At 31.9% G+C, this 26,195-nt stretch carries 24 protein-coding genes; 12 read left to right on the top strand and 12 right to left on the bottom strand.

Annotated features, from left to right (window positions below):
- Window positions 1-2: 2 nt before the first annotated feature.
- From AC061E_RS08620 to dnaN, 4 genes are all read left to right on the top strand, one after another.
- Window positions 3-299, top strand: a complete 297-nt coding sequence (locus AC061E_RS08620; protein WP_478285862.1) for a putative quinol monooxygenase — start codon at window positions 3-5, stop codon at window positions 297-299.
- 83 nt (window positions 300-382) lie between these two features.
- A complete protein-coding gene (gene gldF, locus AC061E_RS08625; protein WP_478285863.1) occupies window positions 383-1,108 on the top strand; it encodes a gliding motility-associated ABC transporter permease subunit GldF in 726 nt (241 codons plus the stop codon).
- The gene (gene gldG, locus AC061E_RS08630) at window positions 1,108-2,793 is read left to right on the top strand and encodes a gliding motility-associated ABC transporter substrate-binding protein GldG (protein ID WP_478285864.1); all 1,686 of its coding nucleotides are present in this window, start codon (window positions 1,108-1,110) and stop codon (window positions 2,791-2,793) included. The genes gldF and gldG overlap by 1 nt, the downstream gene beginning before the upstream one ends.
- Before the next feature lie 104 nt (window positions 2,794-2,897).
- Complete coding sequence (dnaN, locus tag AC061E_RS08635) at window positions 2,898-4,016, top strand: DNA polymerase III subunit beta (RefSeq protein ID WP_144892040.1); 1,119 nt, start codon at window positions 2,898-2,900, stop codon at window positions 4,014-4,016.
- Between the two features lie 250 nt (window positions 4,017-4,266).
- Here dnaN and AC061E_RS08640 read toward each other — a convergent pair whose 3' ends face one another.
- The 3 genes from AC061E_RS08640 to AC061E_RS08650 form a co-directional block, all read right to left on the bottom strand.
- On the bottom strand, window positions 4,267-4,710 hold the full coding sequence (locus AC061E_RS08640; RefSeq protein ID WP_478285865.1) for a DinB family protein: 444 nt from the start codon (window positions 4,708-4,710) through the stop codon (window positions 4,267-4,269).
- A 124-nt stretch (window positions 4,711-4,834) separates the two neighbouring features.
- The gene (locus AC061E_RS08645) at window positions 4,835-6,607 is read right to left on the bottom strand and encodes a MutS-related protein (protein WP_478285866.1); all 1,773 of its coding nucleotides are present in this window, start codon (window positions 6,605-6,607) and stop codon (window positions 4,835-4,837) included.
- A 113-nt stretch (window positions 6,608-6,720) separates the two neighbouring features.
- A complete protein-coding gene (locus AC061E_RS08650; protein WP_478285867.1) occupies window positions 6,721-7,554 on the bottom strand; it encodes a universal stress protein in 834 nt (277 codons plus the stop codon).
- A gap of 169 nt (window positions 7,555-7,723) precedes the next feature.
- Between AC061E_RS08650 and mnmE the strand changes: the two genes are divergently transcribed.
- The 8 genes from mnmE to AC061E_RS08690 all read left to right on the top strand — a co-directional run bounded on the left by mnmE (window position 7,724) and on the right by AC061E_RS08690 (window position 14,395).
- Window positions 7,724-9,127: a tRNA uridine-5-carboxymethylaminomethyl(34) synthesis GTPase MnmE gene (gene mnmE, locus AC061E_RS08655; protein WP_478285868.1), complete on the top strand. Its 1,404-nt coding sequence runs from the start codon at window positions 7,724-7,726 to the stop codon at window positions 9,125-9,127.
- 220 nt (window positions 9,128-9,347) lie between these two features.
- On the top strand, window positions 9,348-9,908 hold the full coding sequence (locus tag AC061E_RS08660; protein ID WP_478285869.1) for a helix-turn-helix domain-containing protein: 561 nt from the start codon (window positions 9,348-9,350) through the stop codon (window positions 9,906-9,908).
- 5 nt (window positions 9,909-9,913) lie between these two features.
- Window positions 9,914-11,056, top strand: coding sequence for a tyrosine-type recombinase/integrase (locus AC061E_RS08665; protein ID WP_478285870.1), 1,143 nt, complete (start codon window positions 9,914-9,916; stop codon window positions 11,054-11,056).
- Entirely contained in the window at window positions 11,043-11,987 is a 945-nt protein-coding gene (locus tag AC061E_RS08670; protein ID WP_478285871.1) for a hypothetical protein, read from the top strand. Before AC061E_RS08665 ends, AC061E_RS08670 begins: the two co-directional genes overlap by 14 nt.
- Before the next feature lie 224 nt (window positions 11,988-12,211).
- Entirely contained in the window at window positions 12,212-12,541 is a 330-nt protein-coding gene (locus AC061E_RS08675) for a helix-turn-helix domain-containing protein (protein WP_478285872.1), read from the top strand.
- A 29-nt stretch (window positions 12,542-12,570) separates the two neighbouring features.
- On the top strand, window positions 12,571-12,990 hold the full coding sequence (locus tag AC061E_RS08680) for a SprT family zinc-dependent metalloprotease (protein ID WP_478285873.1): 420 nt from the start codon (window positions 12,571-12,573) through the stop codon (window positions 12,988-12,990).
- Entirely contained in the window at window positions 12,987-13,637 is a 651-nt protein-coding gene (locus AC061E_RS08685) for a hypothetical protein (RefSeq protein ID WP_478285874.1), read from the top strand. Before AC061E_RS08680 ends, AC061E_RS08685 begins: the two co-directional genes overlap by 4 nt.
- 2 nt (window positions 13,638-13,639) lie before the next feature.
- On the top strand, window positions 13,640-14,395 hold the full coding sequence (locus tag AC061E_RS08690) for a hypothetical protein (RefSeq protein ID WP_478285875.1): 756 nt from the start codon (window positions 13,640-13,642) through the stop codon (window positions 14,393-14,395).
- Between the two features lie 245 nt (window positions 14,396-14,640).
- On the opposite strand, the gene AC061E_RS08695 is transcribed toward AC061E_RS08690, so the two are convergent.
- The 9 genes from AC061E_RS08695 to AC061E_RS08735 all read right to left on the bottom strand — a co-directional run bounded on the left by AC061E_RS08695 (window position 14,641) and on the right by AC061E_RS08735 (window position 25,792).
- Window positions 14,641-18,093, bottom strand: a complete 3,453-nt coding sequence (locus AC061E_RS08695; RefSeq protein ID WP_478285876.1) for a DEAD/DEAH box helicase family protein — start codon at window positions 18,091-18,093, stop codon at window positions 14,641-14,643.
- A 66-nt stretch (window positions 18,094-18,159) separates the two neighbouring features.
- The gene (locus tag AC061E_RS08700) at window positions 18,160-19,278 is read right to left on the bottom strand and encodes a DUF2130 domain-containing protein (protein WP_478285877.1); all 1,119 of its coding nucleotides are present in this window, start codon (window positions 19,276-19,278) and stop codon (window positions 18,160-18,162) included.
- Window positions 19,279-19,543: 265 nt separating this feature from the next.
- Window positions 19,544-20,122 (bottom strand): super-infection exclusion protein B, encoded by a 579-nt coding sequence (locus AC061E_RS08705; RefSeq protein ID WP_478285878.1) that lies wholly within the window; start codon window positions 20,120-20,122, stop codon window positions 19,544-19,546.
- Between the two features lie 17 nt (window positions 20,123-20,139).
- The gene (locus AC061E_RS08710) at window positions 20,140-21,270 is read right to left on the bottom strand and encodes a restriction endonuclease subunit S (protein ID WP_478285879.1); all 1,131 of its coding nucleotides are present in this window, start codon (window positions 21,268-21,270) and stop codon (window positions 20,140-20,142) included.
- 5 nt (window positions 21,271-21,275) lie between these two features.
- Window positions 21,276-21,788: a hypothetical protein gene (locus AC061E_RS08715; RefSeq protein WP_478285880.1), complete on the bottom strand. Its 513-nt coding sequence runs from the start codon at window positions 21,786-21,788 to the stop codon at window positions 21,276-21,278.
- On the bottom strand, window positions 21,788-22,681 hold the full coding sequence (locus tag AC061E_RS08720) for a hypothetical protein (RefSeq protein WP_478285881.1): 894 nt from the start codon (window positions 22,679-22,681) through the stop codon (window positions 21,788-21,790). Before AC061E_RS08720 ends, AC061E_RS08715 begins: the two co-directional genes overlap by 1 nt.
- Window positions 22,682-22,837: 156 nt before the next feature.
- Entirely contained in the window at window positions 22,838-24,403 is a 1,566-nt protein-coding gene (locus AC061E_RS08725; protein WP_478285882.1) for a type I restriction-modification system subunit M, read from the bottom strand.
- A 1-nt stretch (window position 24,404) separates the two neighbouring features.
- A complete protein-coding gene (locus tag AC061E_RS08730) occupies window positions 24,405-24,734 on the bottom strand; it encodes an HIRAN domain-containing protein (protein WP_478285883.1) in 330 nt (109 codons plus the stop codon).
- Between the two features lie 59 nt (window positions 24,735-24,793).
- The gene (locus tag AC061E_RS08735; protein ID WP_478285884.1) at window positions 24,794-25,792 is read right to left on the bottom strand and encodes a helix-turn-helix transcriptional regulator; all 999 of its coding nucleotides are present in this window, start codon (window positions 25,790-25,792) and stop codon (window positions 24,794-24,796) included.
- Between the last annotated feature and the right edge of the window lie 403 nt (window positions 25,793-26,195).

The raw sequence follows: 26,195 nt of genomic DNA on the forward strand, positions 1-26,195 counted from the left end.
TAATGTTTGTACGCATTGTAAAATTAAGTTTTCATGAGGAGCATATTCCGTCATTTTTAGAAAACTTTGAGTTAATGAAAGATAAAATACGAAATGCGCCTGGAAATCGTTTCTTAGAATTGTATCAAGATAAAAACAAAAAAAGCATTTTCTTTACCTACAGTTATTGGGAAACCGAAGCCGATTTAGAAAATTACAGAAATTCTGAACTTTTTTATGATGTATGGACTTTCACCAAAAAATTATTTAACGATAAACCCGAAGCGTGGAGCGTAGATAAATTAGTTACTTTAGAGTAAAAAATAGTTTAAAGTTTAAGGTTTAAAGTTTTCGTATTGAGAACTTTAAACATTAAACATTTAAAACTTTAAACAAAAAATAAATGAAATCAATAGTTTTACGAGAAATAAAATCCTTTTTCGGTTCGCCAATAGGTTATTTAGTAATTGCCATTTTTTTAATCATTAACGGATTGTTTCTTTGGGTTTTCGAAGGAGAATACAACATCCTTAATTCTGGTTTTGCTGATTTGACTCCCTTTTTCACTTTGGCACCTTGGATTTTAATTTTCCTTATTCCAGCAGTAACCATGCGCAGTTTCTCTGATGAGAAAAAACAAGGAACCTTAGAATTATTACTAACAAAACCATTAAGTATTTGGCAAATTGTAAACGGTAAATTTCTTGGAGCCTTACTTTTAATTCTAATAGCCATAATTCCAACCTTTATTTATGTTGCCGTAATTTATGATCTAGGAATGCCTGAAGGCAATATCGATATGGGAAGCACAATAGGTTCGTATTTTGGGTTAGTGTTCCTAATCGCAGCCTATTCTTCGATAGGGATATTCACCTCTACATTATCAGACAACCAAATTGTTGCTTTTATTTTGGCAGTTTTTATTTGCTTCTTTTTTTATTTTGGGTTCGAAGGCATAGCAACAGTGATTCCAAGTTTATCTCAAATTATTGCTTCATTAGGTATGCAGGATCATTTTAAGAGTATGAGTCGCGGAGTTCTAGACACGAGAGACATTCTTTATTTTACAAGTATTACCGTTGTCTTTCTTTCATTTACTGTTTATAATCTAAAATCTTTCAAATCGTAATGACTACTTCTAAGAAAAAAAACCTGAAATCAGTATTGATTATTCTTGCCATTGTATTAGTTGTAAATGCAATAGGAAGTTCCGTTTTTCATCGTTTTGATTTAACAAAAGATAAGAGATACACCCTTTCCCCTACCTCATTAAAAATTATTGAGGTAGGGGAAAATCCGCTTGTTATAAAAGTATACATGCAAGGCGATTTACCTCCAGAATTCAGACGCTTACAACAAGAAACAAAGCAACTTTTAGAAGAATTTCAAGCATACAATTCTAATTTAGTGTTTGAATTTGTAGATCCTTTGGAAAACAAGGACGCAAGTATGGACAACATCAAAGAATTGTATCGAAAAGGCTTAACTCCTGTAAACATAACTGTTGATGACAAAGGAAAACAGTCACAAGCTATGGTTTTCCCGTGGGCAATTGCTGTTTATGATAACAAAGAAGTAAACATTCCTTTGCTAAAGAATATCATGGGAGCCTCAACTACTCAAAAAGTGATAGGATCTGTACAGCATTTGGAATATTCTATTGCCGAAGGTTTAAATAAAATTACAAAAGCCAAACAGAAAAAAATTGCTGTTATAAAAGGGAATGGCGAACTACAAGATATTTTAATGGCCAAATTTTTATTGCAAGTAAGAGAAAGTTACTTTATTGCTCCTTTCACGCTTGATTCAGTAGCAAAAAATCCGTTGAAAAGTTTAGAATCTCTTAAAGAATATGAACTAGCACTCATTGCAAAACCAACCGAAACCTTTACCGATCAGGAAAAACAAGTACTGGATCAATACATCATGAATGGTGGTAAAACGTTGTGGCTTGTAGACCAAGTTGCTGCAGAAATGGATAGTTTGTACAATCCTGCAGGAGCTACCCTAGCTTACCCTAGGGATTTTAACTTGAATGATATGTTTTTTAAATATGGCTTTCGTATTAATCCAGATTTGATAAAAGATGAACAAGGAAGCCCTATAAAACTTGCTACTGGCGAACAAGGAAGTGCAACTCAATTTCAGGAATTCAACTGGAAGTTTGCACCGCAAGTATATCCTACAAGTGTACACCCTATTGTAAAAAACCTTGGAGGTATAAAATTTGACTTTGCTAATCCTATTGATACTTTGAAAAACGGCATCAAAAAGACAGTACTGCTACAGTCCTCACAATATTCAAAAAAGATAGGAACGCCATCAGAAGTAAATTTAGAAAGTGTTACCGAAGAAACTTCACCTGCTGATTATGCTGCAAAAGGTAAACTTCCTTTATCAGTATTACTCGAAGGTAGTTTTGAATCGATGTATAAAAATAGAGTATTGCCTTTTGAACAAAAAACATTTATAGACCAAGGAAATGCAAATAAAATGATTGTTATAGCCGATGGAGATCTAATCAAAAACCAATTGGATAAAAACTTTCAACCTGTTGAATTGGGTTATGATCAGCGTTCAGGAAATTTATATGACAATAAAGATTTTTTAATAAACTGTGTCAATTACCTATTAGATGATAATGGACTTATTAACATTCGAAGCAAGGATCTAGATTTACCTTTATTAGACAAAGAAAAGGTTTATGAAAATTATAGCAGTACCCCAATACTAACTATCGGGTTACCAATTATTATTTTGGGGATCTTCGGTTTTGTGTTTACTTTCATTCGTAAAAGAAAATACAGTAAATAGATGTTAATAAAAAAGTTTCCAAACTAGAATAGTTTACGATATATTTGTAACATGTAACGTATTTCACGAATAAAGAAATACCTTAAAAAAATAAAATAAAACAGATGAAATTTATAGTATCGAGTTCATACTTATTGAAACAATTACAAGTTTTAGGGAATGTAATCAATAGCAGCAATACATTACCTATTTTAGACAATTTCTTATTTGATCTAGATCATAATGTATTGACCGTATCTGCATCTGATTTAGAGACTACTATGTCTGCAACCTTATCAATCGATTCAGAAAGTAAAGGTAGCGTTGCCGTTCCTGCAAAATTACTTTTGGAAATTCTTAAAACATTTCCAGAGCAGCCCTTAACATTTACTATAGAAGATAATAGTACCATAGAAATAAGTTCTAACTCAGGTAAATATGCGCTTGCGTATGCTCCTGGTGAGGAATTTCCAAAATCAGTAAACCTTGAAGATCCATCTGTAACACTTGTTCCTGCTGATGTTTTGGCTACAGCCATAAGTAAAACTATTTTTGCTGCGGGTAATGATGATTTAAGACCTGTAATGTCAGGAGTGTTTTTTCAATTCTCGCCAGAAGGTTTGATTTTTGTGGCAACTGATGCGCACAAATTGGTAAAATATGCTCGAACTGACGTAACAGCCTCTCAAGTTGCTGATTTTATTATGCCAAAAAAACCATTGAACATCTTAAAAAATATTTTAGGATCTTCGGATGCAGAGGTAAAAATTGAATACAACGATTCGAATGCTACTTTCTCTTTTGACAATTACATTTTGATGTGTCGTTTAATTGATGGGAAATATCCAAATTACGAAGCCGTAATCCCAAAAGAGAATCCAAATAAATTAATGATTGACCGTACTCAATTTTTAAGTTCTGTACGTCGTGTAGCTATTTTTTCGAACAAAACTACACACCAAATTAGATTGAAAATTGCTGGTGCTGAGTTAAACGTATCTGCAGAAGATATTGATTATTCTAACAAAGCCGAAGAAAGATTGACTTGTGATTACCAAGGTGACGATATGCAAATAGGCTACAACTCTCGTTTTTTAACTGAGATGTTGACCAACTTACAATCGGATATGATTATGCTTGAAATGTCTTTACCTAATAGAGCTGGAATCTTAACTCCAGTTGATGGATTAGAGGAAGGTGAAACTGTTACCATGCTGGTAATGCCAGTAATGCTTAACAGCTAAGATTACAATTTAACATACGCTATTAACCAAACCATTTTTATATTGAAAAAAACCGTCTCTATTTTGGAGACGGTTTTTTTTCTTACGGCTGTTTCTGATTTTTATGAGTTAACTGTTTCACGACTTGCTGAAGTGGAGAATTAAGGAAACCTAAACTTTCTGTTAAGTATTGACTTTACATGTACAAAATTAATATTTAATTAAACCAAGATCCCAATCGCAACAAACTGCTTTTGGACGATTGATTTTCTTATTCATATTCAACTATTTGTTTTAAATGATGTTCTAAATGTTCAACATAGTCTGCTATCAAAAATTTTAAGGTGAAAATATTTCCCCCTATTTTAATTTCTCTTTTTAAGTTGTCAATAGGTATTCTTTTAATAATTTCAAGAAGTTGTTTATTATATATTGTCCAAAATGAAATAATCTGCTCTGAATTTATTTGTTGGTAAAAACTACATTCATTCCATTTATTTTGGTTGTAACTAATTTCAGGAGTTATTTCAAATTGTCCACGAACAAATCTTTGATGATTATTTGTTGCACTGTCAATTAAATGTCCAATAATTTCTTTTTTACTCCATTGATCCTTTGATATTTTTAAAGAAAAACTTTCTTCACCCATTGCATTTATAAGACTTGGAATTATATCAGTTAAATATTCTAACCTTTTTATTGATTGCTCCACCATTTTATTCTGTTTTAGTTTCCATTTGTACAAACTGTCACCAAACTTTGAAATTATCAAACTTAAAATCAAATTTAATTGATCCTTTTGTAAGACTAGTTTTAATCTCGAGTAGATACTTTTAATTTTAAATCACTCCCATTTTTTTCATTAAGAAAGTAGCGCTTTTGTTTTTACAAATTCCGTCACGAAGTTTGTAATCAAAATGGAGCTCATCATTGACAATCTCTACTTCAAAACATTTATTTACTAAGGTTTCAGGATATTCATTTGTAGTAAGGCAAACTTCAATATCATGTGTAGCAATGGCACCAATAGCATTTTTAGCAATCACTTTCTTAACTACTTCTATGGTACCGTTTCGCTTGTCATCAGAATTTGTTCCGCGCAAAATTTCGTCTAGTAAAATAAAAGCTGGTGTATGATGCAATTCGTCCATGATTTGTTTTAAGCGTTTTATTTCAACAAAAAAATACGATTCACTATCAGCTAAGGAATCTGATAAGCGCATGGATACTAGCACTGGTAAGGGATGAATATTAGCTTGTAACGCACATACAGGTGAGCCAATTCCTGCAAGAACCATATTGATACCTAGACTTCTTAAAAAGGTACTTTTGCCAGACATATTAGATCCCGTTAATATCATAAATGATTGTGGATAAAAACAAACGTCATTGCCTATTCTAGTTTTTTTGTTCAACAAAGGATGACTTAGTCCTTTAAAATCAACTTCGTACTTGCTGTTTAAACTTGGATAAACAAAATCTGGATTGTTATACCCAAAATTTGCTAAACTGTTGAGCATTTCCATTTCACCAATAACATTCAACCATTGCTCTAGCGCGGCACCATTGTTGTTTTTCCATTTTAATAAAGCCTTAAAAACATGTAAATTAAAAAGGAAAGTTCCGTTAAAAACGGTTGCAGTTACAAAATTTCCAATACTATCCATATTAGAAAACAATTCAGATAATTTTTTTAGATGCGCGCTGGCATTTCCGTTTTCAATTTTTAATTGCTGTTGCAACTGAATTAGTTTTTGAGATGTAAAAGGCTCCTTTTCAATTTTTTCTAATAGTAAACTGTATTGGTGAATTGTAATATCAATATTTGTTGAGGTGGCTACTTCGGCTAGAATGCGTTTGACAAACCTTCCTAAAACCATCAAATTAAATATAAAAACATAACCCAGAATTGAGGCGAAAATAAGTTTTGAAGTGACAACATACAATATCAAAAAAGTAATAAAAAGTTGCGGTGATAGGTATGAAATTAAAACAGTTATTCGGGAAAGCGGTGTACTGTTAAATGTAGTCCAACGCATTAAATTTTCGTAACTAGTTGCCGTGTCCTCTCCTACCTTGGCCACAGCCAAAAACTCTTGACGCCACTCTATTTTAGATGACAACTCCCTCACTGCCTCTTGATTTTGCTCAATCTCAGTAGTAGGTGCAATGGATAACAATCGTTTTGCAAACGTTTTTTTTCCTATGTAAGTAGCTGTTCTATTTAAATTTTGGAACAAAGAATGCGCACCAAAAACATCTAAATCATACGCATACGGATGATGAAAATCATTGAATTCAATTCCATTTTCAAAAGGAATAGATTTGCCCTCTAAATAAGAAATCTCATTAGTATTAATGTCAATTAGGGCCTTATTTATCTTTCTCTTAATATTTATAGATGTATGCACACGCATTAAAATAATAAACAAAACCAGAAAAAAAACAGCTGCCAGACTGTACAGTAAAGCATTCGTTTTTAAATAGTAATAAATTGAAACAAAAAAAAGCACCATAGCCAGTAATCTACTTATACTGATGCTATTGTACTTTTTTGTTAAGGTTGATGCTACTTGTGAAAATTGAGCAACTCTTGATTTATAAATTTCCATATTTTGAATTGATGATTTACAAATATAGTAAATTAGTTCCCTATCTATCTCAATTAAAAGCAGTGGCGCCGCTGTACTACAAGACGATTGGAAAAATCAAGAGCTGTATGAAGTTATTCAACTGGGATGGCTAGAATAGGAATTTCTAGATGCCTAGCCATCTTCTTGGTTAAACTAGGATTGAAAATTCCCTCAAAAAAACTTCTTTTATACGGTAGCATAGTCAAAACATCAATCTCTTTATACTGAATAAAATCTTCAATTGAAGTTGCTACCTCATCACTGTGAATCACGTGAAATTGAACTGGATCAGCACTAAACTCCTCTTCCCATGCTGCAATCGTTTCTTTAGTAACGTCAGAATTTGACGTTTTAACGTATAGGCATTTCACTATTGCATTGGTTTTTCTAGCAATGTTAAGTACTTTTTTTAAGGCTTTTTTGTCTTTAGTTCTAAAACGTGTGGTAAAACCAATTACTGAAATGGGTTTAAAAACCGACTGCTCAGGCACAATTAGTAAAGGAACATTTGTTGCTGATATACTGTTTGCCGTATGTGTCCCCATTAAAAAAGCATCCCAACCCGAAGCACCAGCCGTTCCCATAATTATAAAATCAATGTGCTCCTCTTGAATAATAGCAACAATATTTGAAAGTAAATCGCCCTCAGTCAGGCGGTGTGATAGCTTGATGTTTTGTAAATTTCGACCTTCGGCAAGTTCACGAAGCTTAGGAACCTGCTCTTTGAAGGCATCAAACTGAGACAAAGCCAAAGAATCATAAAGTATTGCATAGTTTGCCGGAAAAAACTGTGTGTCATACATTGGTATCTCAAAAGTATGCAACAAAACAATCTCAGCATGGACTATTTTTGCAAATTCCAAAGCATGGATGAATGCATTAGTGGCAACGGTAGAAAAATCGGTAGGGAATAGAATCTTTTTCATAGCTTTAATTAATTGTTTATTAGTAGTTTAGTCAAATTTACAATTAAAAATTTACACAAAAAATGACATTTATCAGTAACCCTAATTTTAAAAATAAATAGACATCCTAAAACCCGCAATTCTTGTAGACCCATCATTTTTAGTTACTTTTGTATAAAAATAAATCAAAATGATTCCTCAAGACTCCATTGTTGCCCTTGCCACACCATCTGGCGCAGGAGCAATTGCTATAATACGAATTTCTGGTCAAGATGCTATTCCTATTACTGATAGTGTTTTTAAATCCATAAAAAATAAAAACTTAGTCACTCAAAAAACCCACACCCTTCATTTAGGTCATATTGTGGATGGTTCCAAAACGCTTGATGAAGTATTGGTTTCTGTTTTTAAAGGGCCTAATTCCTATACCGGCGAAAATACCATAGAAATTTCTTGTCACGGATCAACGTATATTCAGCAACAAATTATTCAGTTATTGCTTCGAAAAGGCTGCCGAATGGCCGATGCAGGTGAGTTTACCCTACGTGCTTTCTTGAACGGAAAACTGGATTTATCACAAGCCGAAGCGGTAGCCGATTTGATTTCGTCAGACAATGAAGCCAGCCACCAAATTGCGATGCAGCAAATGCGTGGTGGTTTCTCTAATGAAATTGCCAAATTGAGAGAGGAACTTTTAAACTTTGCTTCGCTTATCGAACTCGAATTAGACTTTGCCGAAGAAGATGTAGAGTTTGCAGACAGAACCCAGTTTCACGAATTGTTGAATAGAATTGAGTTTGTACTAAAACGTTTGATTGATTCCTTTGCGGTGGGTAACGTAATTAAAAACGGAATTCCCGTTGCTATTGTGGGTGAACCCAACGTTGGAAAATCGACGCTTTTGAATGCTTTACTCAATGAAGAACGCGCCATTGTATCTCACATTGCGGGCACAACGCGTGATACCATCGAAGACGAATTAGTCATTGGCGGCATTGGTTTCCGCTTTATTGATACGGCAGGTATTCGCGAAACCAAAGACTACGTAGAAAGCATCGGTATTCAAAAAACTTTTGAGAAAATAGAACAAGCGCAAGTGGTTTTATATTTGAGCCCCCTAACCCCCAAAGGAGGAACTCTTGATGCTGAAAATATCAAAGAGGTTCAAATTGAATTTGAGAAAATTAAGAACCAATTTCCCTTGAAGCCCTTGATTATTATTGGAAATAAAAAAGATTTATATTCCGATAATGAAATTGAACATATCAAGAAAGAAATTCCAGAAATACTACTTTTGAGCGCCAAAAATAAAGAAGGGGTTGACGAACTCAAAAACCAATTGCTTTCCTTTGTCAACACCGGTGCGTTGCGTAACAACGAAACTATTGTGACCAACACCCGTCATTATGATTCCTTATTAAAAGCTCTTGATGAGATTAGCAAAGTAAAATATGCGCTTGAAACCAACCTTTCTAGCGACTTGATGGCGCTTGATATCCGTGAAGCATTATACCATTTCGGGATGATTACCGGTCAGGTAACTAATGATGAATTGCTGGGGAATATTTTTGCGAATTTCTGTATCGGCAAATAGCAACACAAAAAAACACAAAACAAAACACACTAAACCCTTTATTTTAAAGGGTTTTTTCATTTTTACCACTTTTGTATTTTGTGAAATTTTGGCATTTTTTGCATCATTTTGTACCTAAATTGTACCTCAATTTGATTTTTTGTATATATTTGAAAAATAGAGTCAAATTATGTCCCTTATTGACCCTTAATTATCCCTAAGTATTCATAAAGCATTTTATATGAGTTCAAATATTGAAATAACAAGAGTTTGTGAACAATGCAAAAAAGAATTTATTGCAAGAACTACAGTGACAAAATATTGCTCGATGGCTTGTACTAAAAAAGTATATCGATCAAGGCAAAAGAGCATAAAAATTACTGCTAGTAACAAAGAGACTTTTTTAAAAGTTAACAAGATTAAAGAACCAGTTGAAGACAGAGATTTTTTAACAGTAAGGCAGGCCTCTCTCCTATTGAATATATCACCAAAAACGATATATAGACTTATCGAACGCAATGATATCAATTCCTTCAACTTCTCAGAAAGAAAAACAACTATTAGAAGAAAAGACATCGATTTCTATTTTGATGCAAATCTAAAAATACTAGAAAAAAACAAAATCGATTTAATGACCGATTACAATTTAGAAAACTCCTATACTATGCAGCAAATACAAGAAAAATTTAAAATTTCAAATGGTGCTTTATATAATATAATAAGTAAATTTAAGATTCCTAAAAGGAAGCAAGGAAAGTATACACTTGTAAAAAAAGAGCATATTGAAAAAGTATTAACTTAAAAGAGATGAGCAAAGTCACATTAAGAAATAAGAAGCTTGTTGGCGGTAAATTAAGTCTCTATTTAGACTATTATCCTCCCATTATAGATACTAAAACTGGCAAGGAAACAAGACGTGAATTTTTAAAATTATTTATTTACGAAAACCCAAAATCGCAAGAAGAGAAAAAGCACAATTCAGAATCCAACGATTTGGCTGAATTGGTAGCTGCAAAACGATTAGTACAGTTAAGAAATAAAGAATTTGGTTTTAAGGAAAATATTAACCTCAACATTAATTTTATTACCTTTTTTAAATCGGTTGTTGATGAACATTACAATACAGGAAGCAAATCTAATTATCAAACATGGAAGGCATCTCTTAACCATTTCACACTACTATTTGGTGAAAAGGTAATGACTCATCAACTCTCCTTAAATCATGTAAAAAAATTTCGTGCCTATTTATTGACGGCAAAAACATCAAGGGGAAAAACTGATAAGAAACTATCCGTAAATACAGCTTCATCCTACTTTAAAAACTTTATTGCTGTTTTAAAATTAGCTTATAAGGACAATTTAATTACTGAAAACTTATCCGAAAATGCTGAATATATCAAAGAGCAAGATACACACAGGCAATATTTAACCGAAGAGGAACTAGGAATTTTATGGAAAACTGAAATAAAAATGGAAAAAGTAAAACACATGGCACTATTTTCAGCTTTGACAGGACTTCGGTTTGTAGATGTAAATAATCTGGATTGGAAAGATATTTTTAATGATAGCCATCAAAATCATTACATCATGTTGCGAGAACAAAAAACTAAATCCATTCATAATCATCCGATTTCAAAAACTGCATACGATATATTAAAAAAGCAAGAAACAAGACAAGGTTTCATTTTTGGTAATATAAAATACCATGAGATTACCAGACCGATGAAAGACTGGATTGAGAAATCAGGAATCCAAAAGAAAATTTCCTACCACAATTTTAGACATAGCTATGCTACCTTACAATTAGCTAACGGAACCGATATTTATACAGTATCAAAATTACTAGGACATAAAAATGTTTCCACCACACAGATTTACACCAAAATACTAGACAAAAACAAAATTGAAGCTGCTAACCGAATTAACTTAGATTTAGATGGATTATCTTGAGGAATATAAAAGTGTAATTACTAAAGAAAGTACTGCCGTTAAAAAATTTATAATAAATTTTCTGGTTGATCAACAAAATAATGGAGTAAAATTTGACAGGGCTATTGCAAATTTATCCAATCTATTTTACAAAGAGTATCTTTCTAAAAACTTAATTGAAAAACATAATAGTTACTTTGAAAGAATCCTAAATGACCTAAGGATTCATAACTATTACTATGATCAAAGAGATGTAGATAGTTTCTACAAAACATTACAAAATGAAGTCAGGATAAACTTTCTCAGTTTGGTAGAAAATTTTACTAACAACAAATTAGAAGATCATGAAGCATTTGAAAAATTAACCTATGAGAGTTTCGTTGAATATGTTTTAAAGTACACAATATATAAAAAAACACAATCACGAATTGATAATTCTATCCCTCACTTAACTGATTTATTCAAGCTATTTTATGAATTAAAAAATTACGATGATTTTAGTAATAATTTCTTGTTTGAAGAAAGCGAAAAAATTACAATGTTAAAAATTAGTAATATTTTCAAAAAACACGGTAAAAATTATATTGGTAAAAAAGCGAACGATAAAGTTAGCAATGGATTATCAAAAATTGATGAAATCAAATCAACTTTTGATGAAAATGAAAAAATCATATTACTACATCTAATTTTATTTCAGGATAAAAAAATCGATGGGACCGATAAAATTAAACTCTCTCTTTTAATCGGCAATTTAACCGACTATAGTATTTTCGAAGGAGATGCAAAAAATAATACGTTATATAAAAAAGTTAACGCCGGAATAAATCATTATGGTAAAAAAAGTCAAATACAATATTGCACAAATATTCTAAATAATATTGAGTCATTAGAACTAAAAACAACAAACGATCTATTAAAAGCCATTAGAACCAAAGCCCGCGATAGTAAATAAATTAAAACATCGATTAAAGTAAAAAATTATAAAAAATTTAAACATCTGAAGAATCTCAGATGTTTTTTTTTATCCAAATATGCATAAAATAAACATTAAACAATTAAAATACAGTAATTTATAATAATACGTTTTGATGAACCACTATCCGACACTCAAATAAAAAACTAGACATCACTCATACTTTTGGTTTCAAATTATAAAATCATTTAAACAAATTAACTATGAGTAATTTAAACATGCCCTTTTCAGAGATAATAAATTTAATTTCTGATCAAGTTGCCGAAAAGGTTCTAAAGAACCTTAATCCCTCAAATTCTTCTATTGAGGATATCTTTATGAACATTGACGAAACATCTAAACTCATCGATCTGAGTAAACCCACAGTTTATGGCCTAGTGCATCAAAACAAAATCCCGTACCACAAAAAAGGGAAACGTTTGTACTTCCTAAAATCTGAAATCCTAGATTGGATTAAAAGCGGTAAAAAAGAAACGACATCGGAGCTTGAAAGTAGAGCAAACGAGTATTTATCTAAAAACAAATTGTTTTAAGCGTCAATCTAACGTAAAAATAACGAACAATGGAAAACTATTTATACCGCTGCGAATATTGCTGCAAAGACTATAAACCAAAACGTAGAGTTAAACAAAAGTATTGCAGCAACAGTTGCAGAACTAGAGCTTTTGTGGTGCGCAAGTTAAAATCGGTAAACTTGCCAACAGTTGAAGATAAAAAGGAATCAGAAAAAAAATCCGAACGTATGAGCTGGCATGGTGTTGGAAATGCCGCCGCAGGAACTCTAGCCGTAAATGCTTTAACAAGCATCTTTACCAAAGAAGAAAATAAGCCTGCAACTAAAAAAGACATACAGAATTTATTGGGTTCACTAAAACAACGCTATCAACCAATTTTGAACTTAGCAATAAGACCTGATGGAGCAAAGGCATTTTATGATTTGCAAACTCAAAGTATCATTTACTTAAAAAGGCAATTACCATGAAAGAGTTTAAAGAACTAGGCTTCATAAAGCTAAACAGAGCAATTCTTGAATGGGAATGGTATCAAGATCATAACACCTCTCGACTTATGATCCATTTGCTATCAAAGGCAAATTATACAGTAAAACAATGGCAAGGCTATACTATAAATCCTGGTGAATTAATAACATCAATAGATAAACTAAGTAAAGAAACAGGCCTCTCGCAAACTGCTGTTAGAACTTGTTTGAAAAAACTAAAAAAAACTCATTATATCAATACTCAAAGCACAAACAAATTTACCATCATAAAAATCAATAAATCAAACATTTATGACGCTCCAATTATTACAAATAACGAGCAAATTGGCAGTCAAATAACAAACGAATCGCAAACGATAAACAATCCATTAACAACAACTAAGAAAGTAAAGAAAGAAGAAGATATTAAAGAAAGATTAGAAAATTTTAAAAATCAAGTTTTCCAATTTTATAAATTTTATTCACAAGAGCATTTAAATAGTTTTTGTAACTATTACAGCACTATAAATAGTCAAACTGGGCGCCAAAAATTTGAAGAATATAACAACTGGAATTTAGAAGATCGCCTTAAAACATGGAGGAGTATTAATTCGAGTTCAAAAAGTCAAACATTTTCAAAAAACAGATAACTATGATGGAAATTCCACAAAAATTAAAACCCGAAAACTTTACGATTGAATCTTTTATTCAAAAGGAAAGTAATCAATCATTGATAATTAGTCCCAAAATGTACTTGAGAAATTATACCATGAAAGAGATACGAAACTTATTTTTGATCGAATACAAAACTAAGTTTAATCGTGAATTTGAATCTACAAATGATAGCAATGAATTACTTTATACCATTATTTGCTACTTTTTTAAAGACGATAGATTTTTTAGATCACCCTGCCTAAATTTCCCAGAGGGTAGTACTCCTTCTTTTTCAAAAGGTCTTTTAATTATGGGAAATTATGGAATTGGAAAAACAAGTATCCTATTAGCCCTAGAACAAGTGTTCAATAAATTTGTATTTTACAATCCAGTATCGCATTTCAAATCAATAGCAGCACATGATGTAGTCATTGAATATGAAAAAATACAAACTGCTGAAGAAAAAGAGGATTTTTATTTAAAACATCAAAGAGGGTTTCGTTTTTATGATGATGTCAAAACGGAAGATGTCGCCTCAAATTATGGAAAAGTCAACCTATTTGAAAAAATAATATCTTTAAGAGATTCAAAACGTTCAAAAACATTAATCAGTTGTAATTTCGACCCTGCATTTCCAAATGATTTCGCCAAAGGACTTGACCAATTTGGAACAAAATATGGTGGACATATTTATGATCGTATTTTAAATAATTTCAATTTTATTCAAGGCAATGGCAAAAGTTTTAGAGGCTGAATTTACAAAACAGAAAAAGATGCATTTCAAAAGGCTTCTTTGTATAAAAAAAGAACTCCTATGTAATAGTCTTTGACATTTTTCAGTACAAAAAATAAATTAAAAAAAGGTATTATGCATCCAGCGAGATTAATAAATAACAAAACGAGCGTTCTTCAAACCTTTAAAACAAAATAAAACTTTCAATTATTCTTTTATAATCTACAAAGTAAATGTTGTTTTTATATACATTCAGATTAAAACAATTATCCTAAGCCTGCATTTTGATTAATTTCTTCAATCAATTGAATTACTTTTACTAATTTATCCTCTTCAGGAAAAATCCCAATTATCCCATTATCATCTTGATCATTGAATGGTGGTTGCGTTAACATCGTTTTATCTAAAACACCATTTCTATTCAAGTAATCAATAATTTTTTGAATGAATGTAATTTGATTTACATTCAAATTTGCTTGCTGAATAAAGGTGGCGAAATGCTTTTGAGCTGCTTCTATATCTAAACCAATTACTCTTCTAACGAATTTTCCCAAAGGTTGCTCTTCATATTCAGAGAATAAACGGTCTTTGCTTTCGGCTTCTTGCATCAAAAATTCCTCTAGAAGCTCTAATTCTTGGAGTGTTACTGGAATATTTTTAAATAATTTGTCAATTACTAAATGGTTTCGATTTTTTCTGATAAAAGATTCTACACGATCTTTATAACTTTTTAAATTAGTATACCCTATGAGAATATCTTTTTCTTGTACTTCACCGTGTGGTAGTTCATCTGTAAAATCAGAATAGATCGGTTTTTCTTTGTTTTCGTCTTTTAGAAACTGAATTAAATTCCGAAGTTCCTCCCTTGTCTTTTCTAATTGGGTCAACGAAATATTTTGCCAAAACTCATCTGTCATTACCTCGTTAATTGTGGCAATTTTTGATGCTACAGCGGGAATATTTCTCTTGGTAAACAACAAATTAGCAATAGAATGTATATTGTCAATATAACGGACTTGTTTTTTACTTTGTTGTAAAATCGCTAATTCTAGTTGATAAACGATTAAATCAAAACGTTTAGCCAATTCATCAGTATCTTCTGTGTAAGCTACTAAATGAGATAAATTCTGTTGTATGTCTAACACATCGCTTTGTGAAATTGATTTCCAATTAGTATCAATTTTATACTTATTTACAAAACGCAAATGCTTTCTCACTTCAAAACGAGTGTTATCTAATTGACTAATTTTCTCAAATAAATTATTTCTATACTGATTGGCTACTTCATCATCTTGCGTTGAGGCGTCGGGATTATTTTGAATACTTACTACAATATCAAGTTGTGCCTCAAACAACTGCTGATGCAAAGGTTTTGCTGTGGTAGGATTATATCCATCTGGAAAATCTTCAAAAAATTCAAAATTACCACAAATATCAAATATCAGAAAGAACTCTTTGTCTTTGCCTGGACCAAAAATATTAGGACACAAACGTGTACCTCTTCCGATCATCTGCCAATATTTTGCGTACGATTTTACTTCTTTGAAAAATACCAAGTTTAATACTCTAGGTGCATCTACTCCTGTATCCATCATGTCTACTGAAACGGCAATTTGAGGCTCTTTTTCGTCACCTTTATCAAAACAAAACCGTTCTAGTAAATCCTGTGCTTTATCTTCGTAATTATCAATCACTCTCAAGAACTTGCCCCCGTATTCAGGATAATTTTTATTGAAACGTTCTTCTATAAAAATTGCATGTTGATGATTTTTTGCAAAAATGATGGTCTTTCCTAATTTATCACCGCTTTCAATCTTTTGTCCATTTTGCATCAGATAATCTAACACCTTATCCACTGTATCTTCATTAAATAAAAAGGAATTGACTTTGCTTTTAGCAATTTCTGCAATGCCTGTTTCCGAATCGTCTCCTTTGATTCCAAATAATTCTTCGAAGCGTACTTTATCTCTTTCGCTCAATTCTGAATATTTTACTCCTTTTCGTGGGAATTTTAACGGAATTGTAAATGCCTTTGGAGGTACTAAAAATTTAGCTTCTACCGCTTGGTTTAACTCATAAGCAAATGTCGGATTGTCATCTTCAATCTGAAACAAATGATACGTATTGCGGTCTAACTCTTTTTTGGGAGTTGCGGTAAGTCCAATTAATATTGCATCGAAATAATCAAAAATAGCTTGGTACTTTTGGTAAACAGAACGATGCGCTTCATCAATAATAATTACATCAAAATGACCTATTCCATAAAATCGCTCTTCTTGCGTTTTTAGATTGTCAATTTTGTTCATTATTGTGGGATAAGTAGAGAACACTAATCTAGTATTGTTATCTTCTTTTTCCTTAGTTAAATCAATAGCGCTCAAATGAGGTAAATGCTCTTTAAAAGCATTTTTAGCTTGCGTTACCAATGCATTTCTATCTGCTAGAAACAAGACTCGTTTTGCCCAATTGCATTTGGTAAACATTTCAATCATAGCCGCAGCGGTTCTTGTTTTTCCGCTTCCTGTTGCCATGACTAACAATGCTTTTCTGTTTCTACCTTTTAGTTTATTATCTTTTGTAATCACTAATGTTTCTGCCACCCTTTTAATTGCTTCTAACTGGTAAGCTCTACCCGCAATGGCAGTATTTACAGTAAAATTTCTAATGTCTAAACGTTCAAAACGTCTCTTCATTAACAATTGTAATTCTTCTTTAGTATAAAACCCTTGTACTTGGCGTTCTGGGTAAAAAGTATCGTCCCATAAATAGGTTTCGTACCCATTGGTATAAAAAATAATAGGTCGTTGTCCTGTTTTTTGTTCTAAACAATCAGCATAAAGTGTAGCTTGATGTTTTCCTTTTTTTGCATCATGTAAGGTACTTTTTGCTTCTACAACCGCTAAAGGTTTTCCATTATCATCCCACAGCACATAATCTACATAACCTATACCTGTTTTGTTGGTGGAAATTGGCATACCTGAAACTTCGTATTCAATTTCGATACCTAGCCGTAGTTTGTCCCAACCTGCTTCTCTCAATAATAAATCGATTAAGACTTTGCGAGTTTCGTATTCAGAAGTGAGTTCTGGAACAACTTCTTGATTTTTATAAATAGTGCTTCGCTCTTCTTTTCTAGACGCAATGATTTGCAGCTGTGCATCGAGTTGTTGCTTTAATTTTTCGTTTTCTTCTGCTAGTATTGCTTGTTGCTTTACTAATTTATTGGCTTGTTGACGTTCTTTTTCAAACTCTTCTGTTAATTCCTGTAATTGTTTTTTGGTTTTATCAGCTACATCTCCATAAGGAATGAAACGCTCATCAAAATCAATAATATCAGGATTTTCTTTACTATAATACTTACTTAACCAAGATAGAAAACGAAAGGTATTTTTTAATGCTTGCAGCGCTTCTAAGGCTCTAATATTCTTGCCGTGAGCTGCATTGTTACCGTATAAACGCACGATGTCTAACTCCATTAGCATACTAGGTTTGAGTATGGCTTTGAAACTATCGTTGTGTAATAAAGCGCCTAATTTTGTATCATAAGGCAATTCTAAATCTTCATCGTTTTGATATAACCAGAAAATGGTTTTCTCTAAAGTACTTCTGCACAATAAAGCGGCATAACGAGGTGCTGTAAAAGTATGTTTTTCAGCACCGCTTACTTCGTTAAAAATTGCGGGAAATTCTTTTTGAAGAAATAGAAAGTTAGAGTTCATTAATTAAATTTTGTACTAAAATACTACTTTTTCTGCTAAGAGAAAATTATTCTTCGTTTTTGATTGCTATTCCAACTCATCAAACTTAGATTTCATCGTAGGATTACCATGCGTTAGCTTTTTGATAGTTAACTCTTCGGTTTTTTCATTGGCTAGTCGAAGGTTATTTTCAGAGGACATCAATGCGGCTTTTGTTTTTTCAAGTTCTTTAATTGTTTTATCAATGCCGTCAATAGCATCTTTAAATTTACGACTTGCTAAATCATAGTTTCTGGCAAAACCGTCTCTGAACTTATTAATCTTATCTTCAAAGTTGGTAATGTCAATATTCTGATTTTTTACCAAAGCCAATTCAGCCTTATATTTTAAAGAGTTCATGGCCGCATTACGCAACAAAGTGATTATCGGAATAAAAAATTGCGGACGCACCACATACATTTTTGAAAACCTGTGTGAAACATCTACAATTCCTGTGTTGTAAAATTCGCTCTCCGCCTCAAGCATAGTAACTAAAACAGCATACTCGCACTTTTTCTCGTTACGATCTTTGTCTAGTTCTTTAAAAAAATCTTCGTTTTTCTTTTTAGTTGCGGTTTCATCACCTTCGTTTTTCATTTCAAACATGATGGAAATAATTTCGTTCCCAGCGTCATCGGTTTCTTTGTAAATGAAATCGCCTTTGCTACCAGAACGAGAATCATTATCTTTTTCAAAATAAGCGTTCTGGAAAGCGGTAGCACGCAATTTATTGAACTCTGTTTCGCAATGTAGCTCTAAGGTTTCTCCAATCATTTTTGTTGACAATTTTACTTTCATGTCTTTTACACGGGCAATTTCTTCGTCTTTGTATTTAATAATGGCTTCTTTACTTTGTAACTGCGTATTGAATTGTTGCATCAATGAGTTCTCTATATTTTCTTTTTCTAACTCTTTTGTTTTAACCTCATTCAACAAATTATCCCGCTCCTTTTCAATTTTTTGAACTGCTTCTGTTACGGCTAATTTTTTGGCTAATTCTGCATTGCCTAATTGCGCTCTCAAAGTAGTCAATTCATTTGTGTTTTGCGACTGTAATTGAACTAACTCTGCCTCCTTTTGCGCAAGCTTTCTAGATAATTCTAATGCAGCATCAGCTTTGAGTTGGGCTAGCGCTGCCTCTTTTTGAGTCAACTGTTCTTGCAACACATTTTTTATCTTGGCTTCGGCTAGTTGTACTGCACTTTCTTTTTCTCTCTCTGCTAGCTGTAAGCGGTTGTTTAACTCTTCTTCAAACTGATGGTCACGAACTTGTTTTAAAATATCAGCATAACCCGCTTCATCTATTTTAAATGCTTTGTTACAATGTGGACAAATGATTTAGTTCATGATTTTTTAGTTTTTAGTGGTGTGTTTCATGTTTTTTTTTAGCTCAACATTTTATAGATTATTTCATAGTAAAATGTTGATATGACTAATATCTCCAATCATTTGTCCATTCAGGTCGATTTTCTTGAACGACATACTTTTCCTCTTCAGTCATAGTCAAACTTAAATCGAGATGCTCTGGAGTAATAATCTCAGAAATATATTTTGAAAGCGCTATTGAAACTTTGTTTCCTTTAGCAACAAATGAATTTCCTAATTGTTTGTTGTATCTTAAAATTCCTCTATCTATCAAACCTGAAACTATTGTATCATCGTATGGCATTTTTATTGAATTTTGACCTTGAATAGCAAATTCTCTCAATACTGCTTTTTCACGATGATCTAGATTAAGTAGTTCTTTTTTCAACTCTTCTTTAACCTTTTTAATATTGATTTGATATTCAATTTTTTGATACAACCAAATAACAAAATTTACCAAAATAAAAATGGTTGAAAAAACAAATATAATTCCAACATAACCACTATATTCCTTGAATTTGTCAAAATGTAAAGTCTTGGTAAAATTATCAGGCATAAATAGAAATACTGCAGATCCCAAAGCGGTTACAACAAATATTTTTGTTGGTAATTTTGTGAAATCGAAAAATGATTTGAAATCTATCATACTAATATCATTTGTTTTTAATTTAACTCCCCTTTAAACGCGCTTTGTAACAAACTCTGAAACAACGCCTCACTTTTTTCTAATGCTTCTTGTGCTTGTTGTTTTTGCACCTCTATTACTGCAACCCGTTCTGCAAATTGGTTTTGGAGTTCGATAGGTGGATATAAAATATCTAAATCTCTTAATGCCGTTTTAGTTATAGATTTAGTAGTCGCTCCATTTAATTTTGAATTAATATTTTTTTTTCCATAATCTGTAGAAAAGAAGAAAAAGAAAAATATTTTATCGAGATTATTAAAAGTCATCATTAATTGATTCAATCCCAAAGAAACAGGTTTATTTAAAATAGGCATTAACCAAAAATCACCTGCACTTCCGATTTTATTCATTATAATTTCACCTCCAAACACTTTTGTCTTTTTAAATAAATCATAAGTTTCCTTAGAAACATACTTTAAATTATTTTTAAAATCATTTTTGTTTAAATTGGTTGTTCTTATCATTATAGCATAATCCTCTTCATCTTTCATTTTAATATTAGCTGAAACCCAATCATTCCCTCCATTGGAACCAACATCAACTAATACACCTAAAAACTCATTCAATTTCCTTTTCTCCCACCCCTTCTCATTCTTCACAGGATCCCCAAACATATCCAAAAACAAGCTTTGTGTGAGCGCATCGCATTTTTGTACAATGGCACGGTTGTTTTGAATGATGGCATCGGCTTGGTCTAAAATAGCGGCTATTTTTTGTTGGGTGGTGAGGGATGGTAAATTAATTTGAATTTGTGAATACTTTGATATCCAATATCTTTTGTGTTGTTCTGCTTCAAATTTTATAGTTTGCATTTTATAATACAGATACTTTATATCGGCTTTATCTTTAACTGCTTTTAAAATTTTTAAAGCAGAAGATTTTACTTTAAAGGGGAAATCAACAAAATGAAAAGATGTTGTAAAATCATCAAAAATAATTACAGGAACATCATTAAATATTCCATTTTCTTCATTAGCATATCCTAATAAAAATGATTTACCAGCTGTTAAAACTGGAGTATTATAAATATCATCATAGTTTTCAGTTTCAACAATATATTTTGTTGGTTGTTCATATTTTAGAACTTCATCTAATTTGATTTTTTGCATTTTGACTAATTTGATTTTTCAAAGAATGAAAAATATATGAATGTAATGTTTCTTATGTTTAACAGTATTAAATGTAATACCGTTGTTAAATTTAATAGGCAAAGTAGATTAAAAAACCAATTTTCATAAATTGAGGAAATAGGAATGATATAACCAATTACTTCGAAAAATATTATTATAAATGCTAATAGTGTTGAGTAAGAAATATAAATGTAAAGCTCTTGAAATAGATTTATCTTTTTTCCGCCGATTCTTTCCATTCCCTTTTTTCCTTTTAATTCATCAATCATTTTACTAGAAGTTGAAGAAAGAAATGTAATGGCTGTAATATTAAATCCAGCTAAAATTCCAACCAATGATATAATTTGACCAATAAATTCATTATTAAAAGTTAATTCTGATGGAACAACATATATAATAAGTAATGAAAGAAATAATGGAATTACTATATCAAAGATTAGGTACTTTTTGGTTATAATGACATAGTCAAATATTAAAACTAAAAATTCTCTAAACATTATATTAATTTTATCATTTCTGTTTTCATTAAATCTTTAACAATGGCTTTTGTCGTTGGATCTAACGTTACTTTTATATGGTTTGATTTCATTATTCTTTCAATAAAAAATTTGTGAACATTTTTGTCATTATCCTTTCCACAAATCCAAACTTTAGAGATATTAGTGTTGCTGGCAAAACCTGCAGCAACATCTTTTGCGAACTCTCTAATATTCATCATAGTATCTGCTCGAACATCAATAATTAAATCCTTTTTTACTTGAACTGTTCTGTTGGACAATTTTAAAAAATCTGAACCTAAAACTTCTTTGTCCATATAAACTTTACATTCAACAATTCTGTCTAATTGAGCAATTAACTCATTTGGATCGCTAATAATAATATCGCCCATTTCAGTATTAAAATCTTGTTCAATTCGTTTTACGGATAAATACTTTCTAATGAACTTATCAAGATATTTTTTAAAATGGTTAGATGTAATACCTAAATGTGTATTTTGCAAAATAATTTCAAATTCTGAATTATCTTTAAAAGCTAAAACAAAATAGTTTTCTTCTTTTTCACCTTCAGTTAACTCTTTAGGATTCTCTCTCTCCGTATTAGTTAAGCTATCAAGCAGATTTTTCTTTGTTCCAAATGAAGCTGACTTAATCATTCCAAAAAAACATTTTTGTCTACCTTGAAAGTATCTTGGTTGGATAATTTCAATGAAATCTAATGCACAATACTTTTTTGGAGTTATTTGCATCTTTCTATCTTCCTCATTTAAAGAATTTAAAAATGTAACAAAGTCTGGAAAATCAAAATCCTCGAAACCATTTTCAATATTTAACCCTTCATACAATTTGAATATATGATAGGATATTTTCTTGGGTGTTTTGTCAATTACCATATTATTTATTATTATAACTTATATTGTTAATTTAATTACTCAATTGAAACTTCAGTATAGAACTACCCACTTATAATGAGCAGGTCCCAGGTTCGAATCTAGGCACGATCATATCTTTTTGAGGTTTTTGGTTTGAATCCAGTCAAGATTCAAAACTTATCCTAACATTTTCTCTAAGTCCAATAATTTTTTTGCATTATCGGCTTGTAAGTTTTTAATGTCTTGAATTAACACGCTTGGTTTTTCGTACTGTACTTCTTCATACACTACTTCTTTGTAGCGGTTAATGCTCAGGTCGTAGTCGTTGGCTACGATGTCCGCTTTGGGAACCAGGAATGATTTATTTGTTCTATCCTTAAAAAGCCCTTCGACTCTGCTCATAGTGACAGCATCATTGACAGTTTTCCAGTCGTTGATGATGAAAGGAATGTCGCATTTACCCGTGACTTCAGTAGCGGTTTGTTCCGGATTATTAAAAACAGCTGCTAATTGTTCTTCACTAATTAAGGAGTTGCGTTTATCATCTAAACTAAACCCATCAGCTTGCATATCATAAAACCAAACGTTATCTGTACCCCCTGAATTGGTCTTGGTGAATAGTAAAATGGCAGTACTTACTCCCGCATAGGGTTTAAAAACACCACTTGGTAAAGAAATCACACCTTGTAATTGTTGGTTTTCTACCAGTTCTTTGCGAATGTTTTTGTGTGCGCCTGAACTACCAAACAATACGCCATCAGGAACAATTACGGCCGCTCTACCACCCAATTTTAACATGCGTAAAATGAGGGTTAAAAACAGTAATTCGGTTTTCTTGGTTTTGGTAACTTGCAACAAACTGCTTTCTACCTCATCATAATCCAATGCTCCTTTAAACGGAGGATTTGCTAATACTAGCGAATACTTTCCGTTAATGGTGTTGCTCTCCGCCAAGGCTGAACCGCCTACTAGTTGCGGTGATTCAATCCCGTGCAATTGTAAGTTCATCGAGGCAATACGCATCATTGAAGGGTCAATTTCTAGTCCGTTGAACATATTGGTATTGTAATGCTCACGGAAGTTTTTATCTAAAAATAAGTCATTCTGTTTATCGTGAAAATATTGTCCTGCCGCTACCAAGAAACCTGCTGTCCCTAATGATGGATCGCAAATGGTATCGTCTGCTTTGGGCTGCGTCAATTCTACCATCATTTGGATAATATGGCGAGGTGTTCGAAATTGCCCGTTGGTACCTGCTTCTGCAATTTTACCCAACATGTATTCGTATAAATCGCCTTTGGTATCACGGTTGCTCAACGGTAATTTATCAATTTGTTGCACCACTTTGTCCAACAGTTTAGGCGTATCAATCATAAAAGTTGCCCCTTTGATGTACTCTGTAAACTTACCGCCATCAGCACCTAAGGTTTTCATAAAATCAAAAACCGTTAAGTCGTTTAAATGACGCTGCGGTTTTCTGAATAGATCAAACATCACCTCTGGATCTTTGTCTTTAAAAAAACTCCAACGCAATTCTTTCTGTCCTTCTGTATAAATAGGTTTTTTGGTTGTGCTGCCTAAAAGTGCTATTTCTTTTTCGATCAAAATTTGCTTGTCGTCAAGTTGTTTTAAGAAGATCAAGTAGGTAAACTGTTCGATTACGGTCAAGGGATTCGAGATTCCACCAGTCCAGAAGTCGTTCCAGATTTTGTCTATTTGAGATTTTAATTCGCCTGTTATCATGTTATTCTTTTTTTGATATTAAATGTGCTACGATTTGCATTTGATTTTCTGGATGGGCCGTTGGATCAATTCTCTGGATCATCAATTGAAAAATACCCTCATATCCCATTGTGAGTAATTTATAAAATATTCTATTTTCATTTCTAGGTATAAATCCTATTTTATTGTCTCCAAAATAAATGGCCACCGCTCTGGCATCAAATTTATTTTCTGTTTCTAGTTTAGCCTGCAATACGGTTCCTATTTGTAATTCTTGAAAACAAGTTGGCAAGTCATAATATGTGGCACCTACTAAATTAAAATTGGCTAAATGTTCCTTTTTTGCGTTCATGATTTTAGATTTTATAATTGAATTACAAAGTTAAATTTCATGTATGCGGTCTATCTGCACTAATAATTATTATTCATTTTTTCGATTCTACTTTTCATTTTTTCCACAAAAGAACTAGGTTCTAGCACTTGCAAGCTTTCGCCATGAGATAATAATAACGATTCTAATTCATAATTAGGAATTACTTTGATTACAATTCGATGCATATTGTCCTCAAATTGATAAGCTTGGGACGGATGGATGGGCTTTGTTCTAATATAAGGAACCAAATTTTCGGCTATTTTAATTTTTATAGTTTCCAAAGGTACGTCTGGAATAGTTACCCCGATAATGTCATCGAAATAATCGTTAAAATCGACCGTGCAGTTTTCGTATGTTTGTTCTGTTTCTTTGATTGATAAAATTCTATCAAGAGCTATATTAGTGAGCGACTCATAGTTGGGTGATTTACCAAATAAAAACCAACGCTTGTTGTATTGTTTTAAATGGTAAGGACTTAGTTCATAAGTTATACTGTTTTCATTTTTAAAATTTTTGTATTCAATGGACACCACTTTTTTATAAATAATAGCATTGTATAATACAGAGATAAAAGGTTTGCCCTCTAGGTATTCATTTTCTTCAAAACTCATCACTTTTTCTGAGTTCTTGTTTAATTTGAATTCGGCGTCTAATCGTGTGCCTAATTCATCAATCCAATCGTATTGCGGCATTCCTTTAAAACGGCTCAAAGTAAGTAAAGCCTCTTTTAGTTGAATCGCTTCAATTTCGTTCAACGGTTTGTTAGAAATTGAAAAGTTAGGATCTTGATAGCGATAGTAAACCGTTCTGCCATCTTTACTTTTTTCCAATTCAATAGACCAACCCTGTTCGCTTTCCATAAAGCGAATATCATCGTACAATTGTCTTTTTTGAATGCCTTCCTCTTTGCCCGTAAACTCATAAATAGCTTCGTTACAAGCAGCCATTAAATCAGCAATGGTAAATCTTTTACCATGATTTCTAAAACACTTATCCAAGGTGTTGTATCTAATTTGTGCATGTTTATTTGTTGCCAAAATAATTTAGTTTGAGAGATTTACAAACATACAAAATTCAATACTCTCAAAATGATGTAAATATGTAAAATCGTACAATCTTATTAACATATTAAATGCTTACATTAGACTTTTTCAAAAACAACACATAACGATATTGCTTTTGATAAATGAGACGAATACTCAAAAAAGCAACTAGGACTCTTCCTCTATTTTAGTTTTGGCAATTTTAAATTGATTGGATAATGTGTTTGTAAAAGGAGTAATAGGTGTTTTTATTTCGTTGGTTTAATTATCTTTCCATTGGAAATAAAGGCCCGCAAAAGCAAATAGTTCCTTGTTGGCAATTCCGACTTGATTTTTTAATTTGTTTTTCCCTTTAAATTAAAGAATCGGACCTCCAACATTCATTCCTAAAGCTCTT

The organism is Flavobacterium sp. GNP011, from assembly GCF_056428925.1.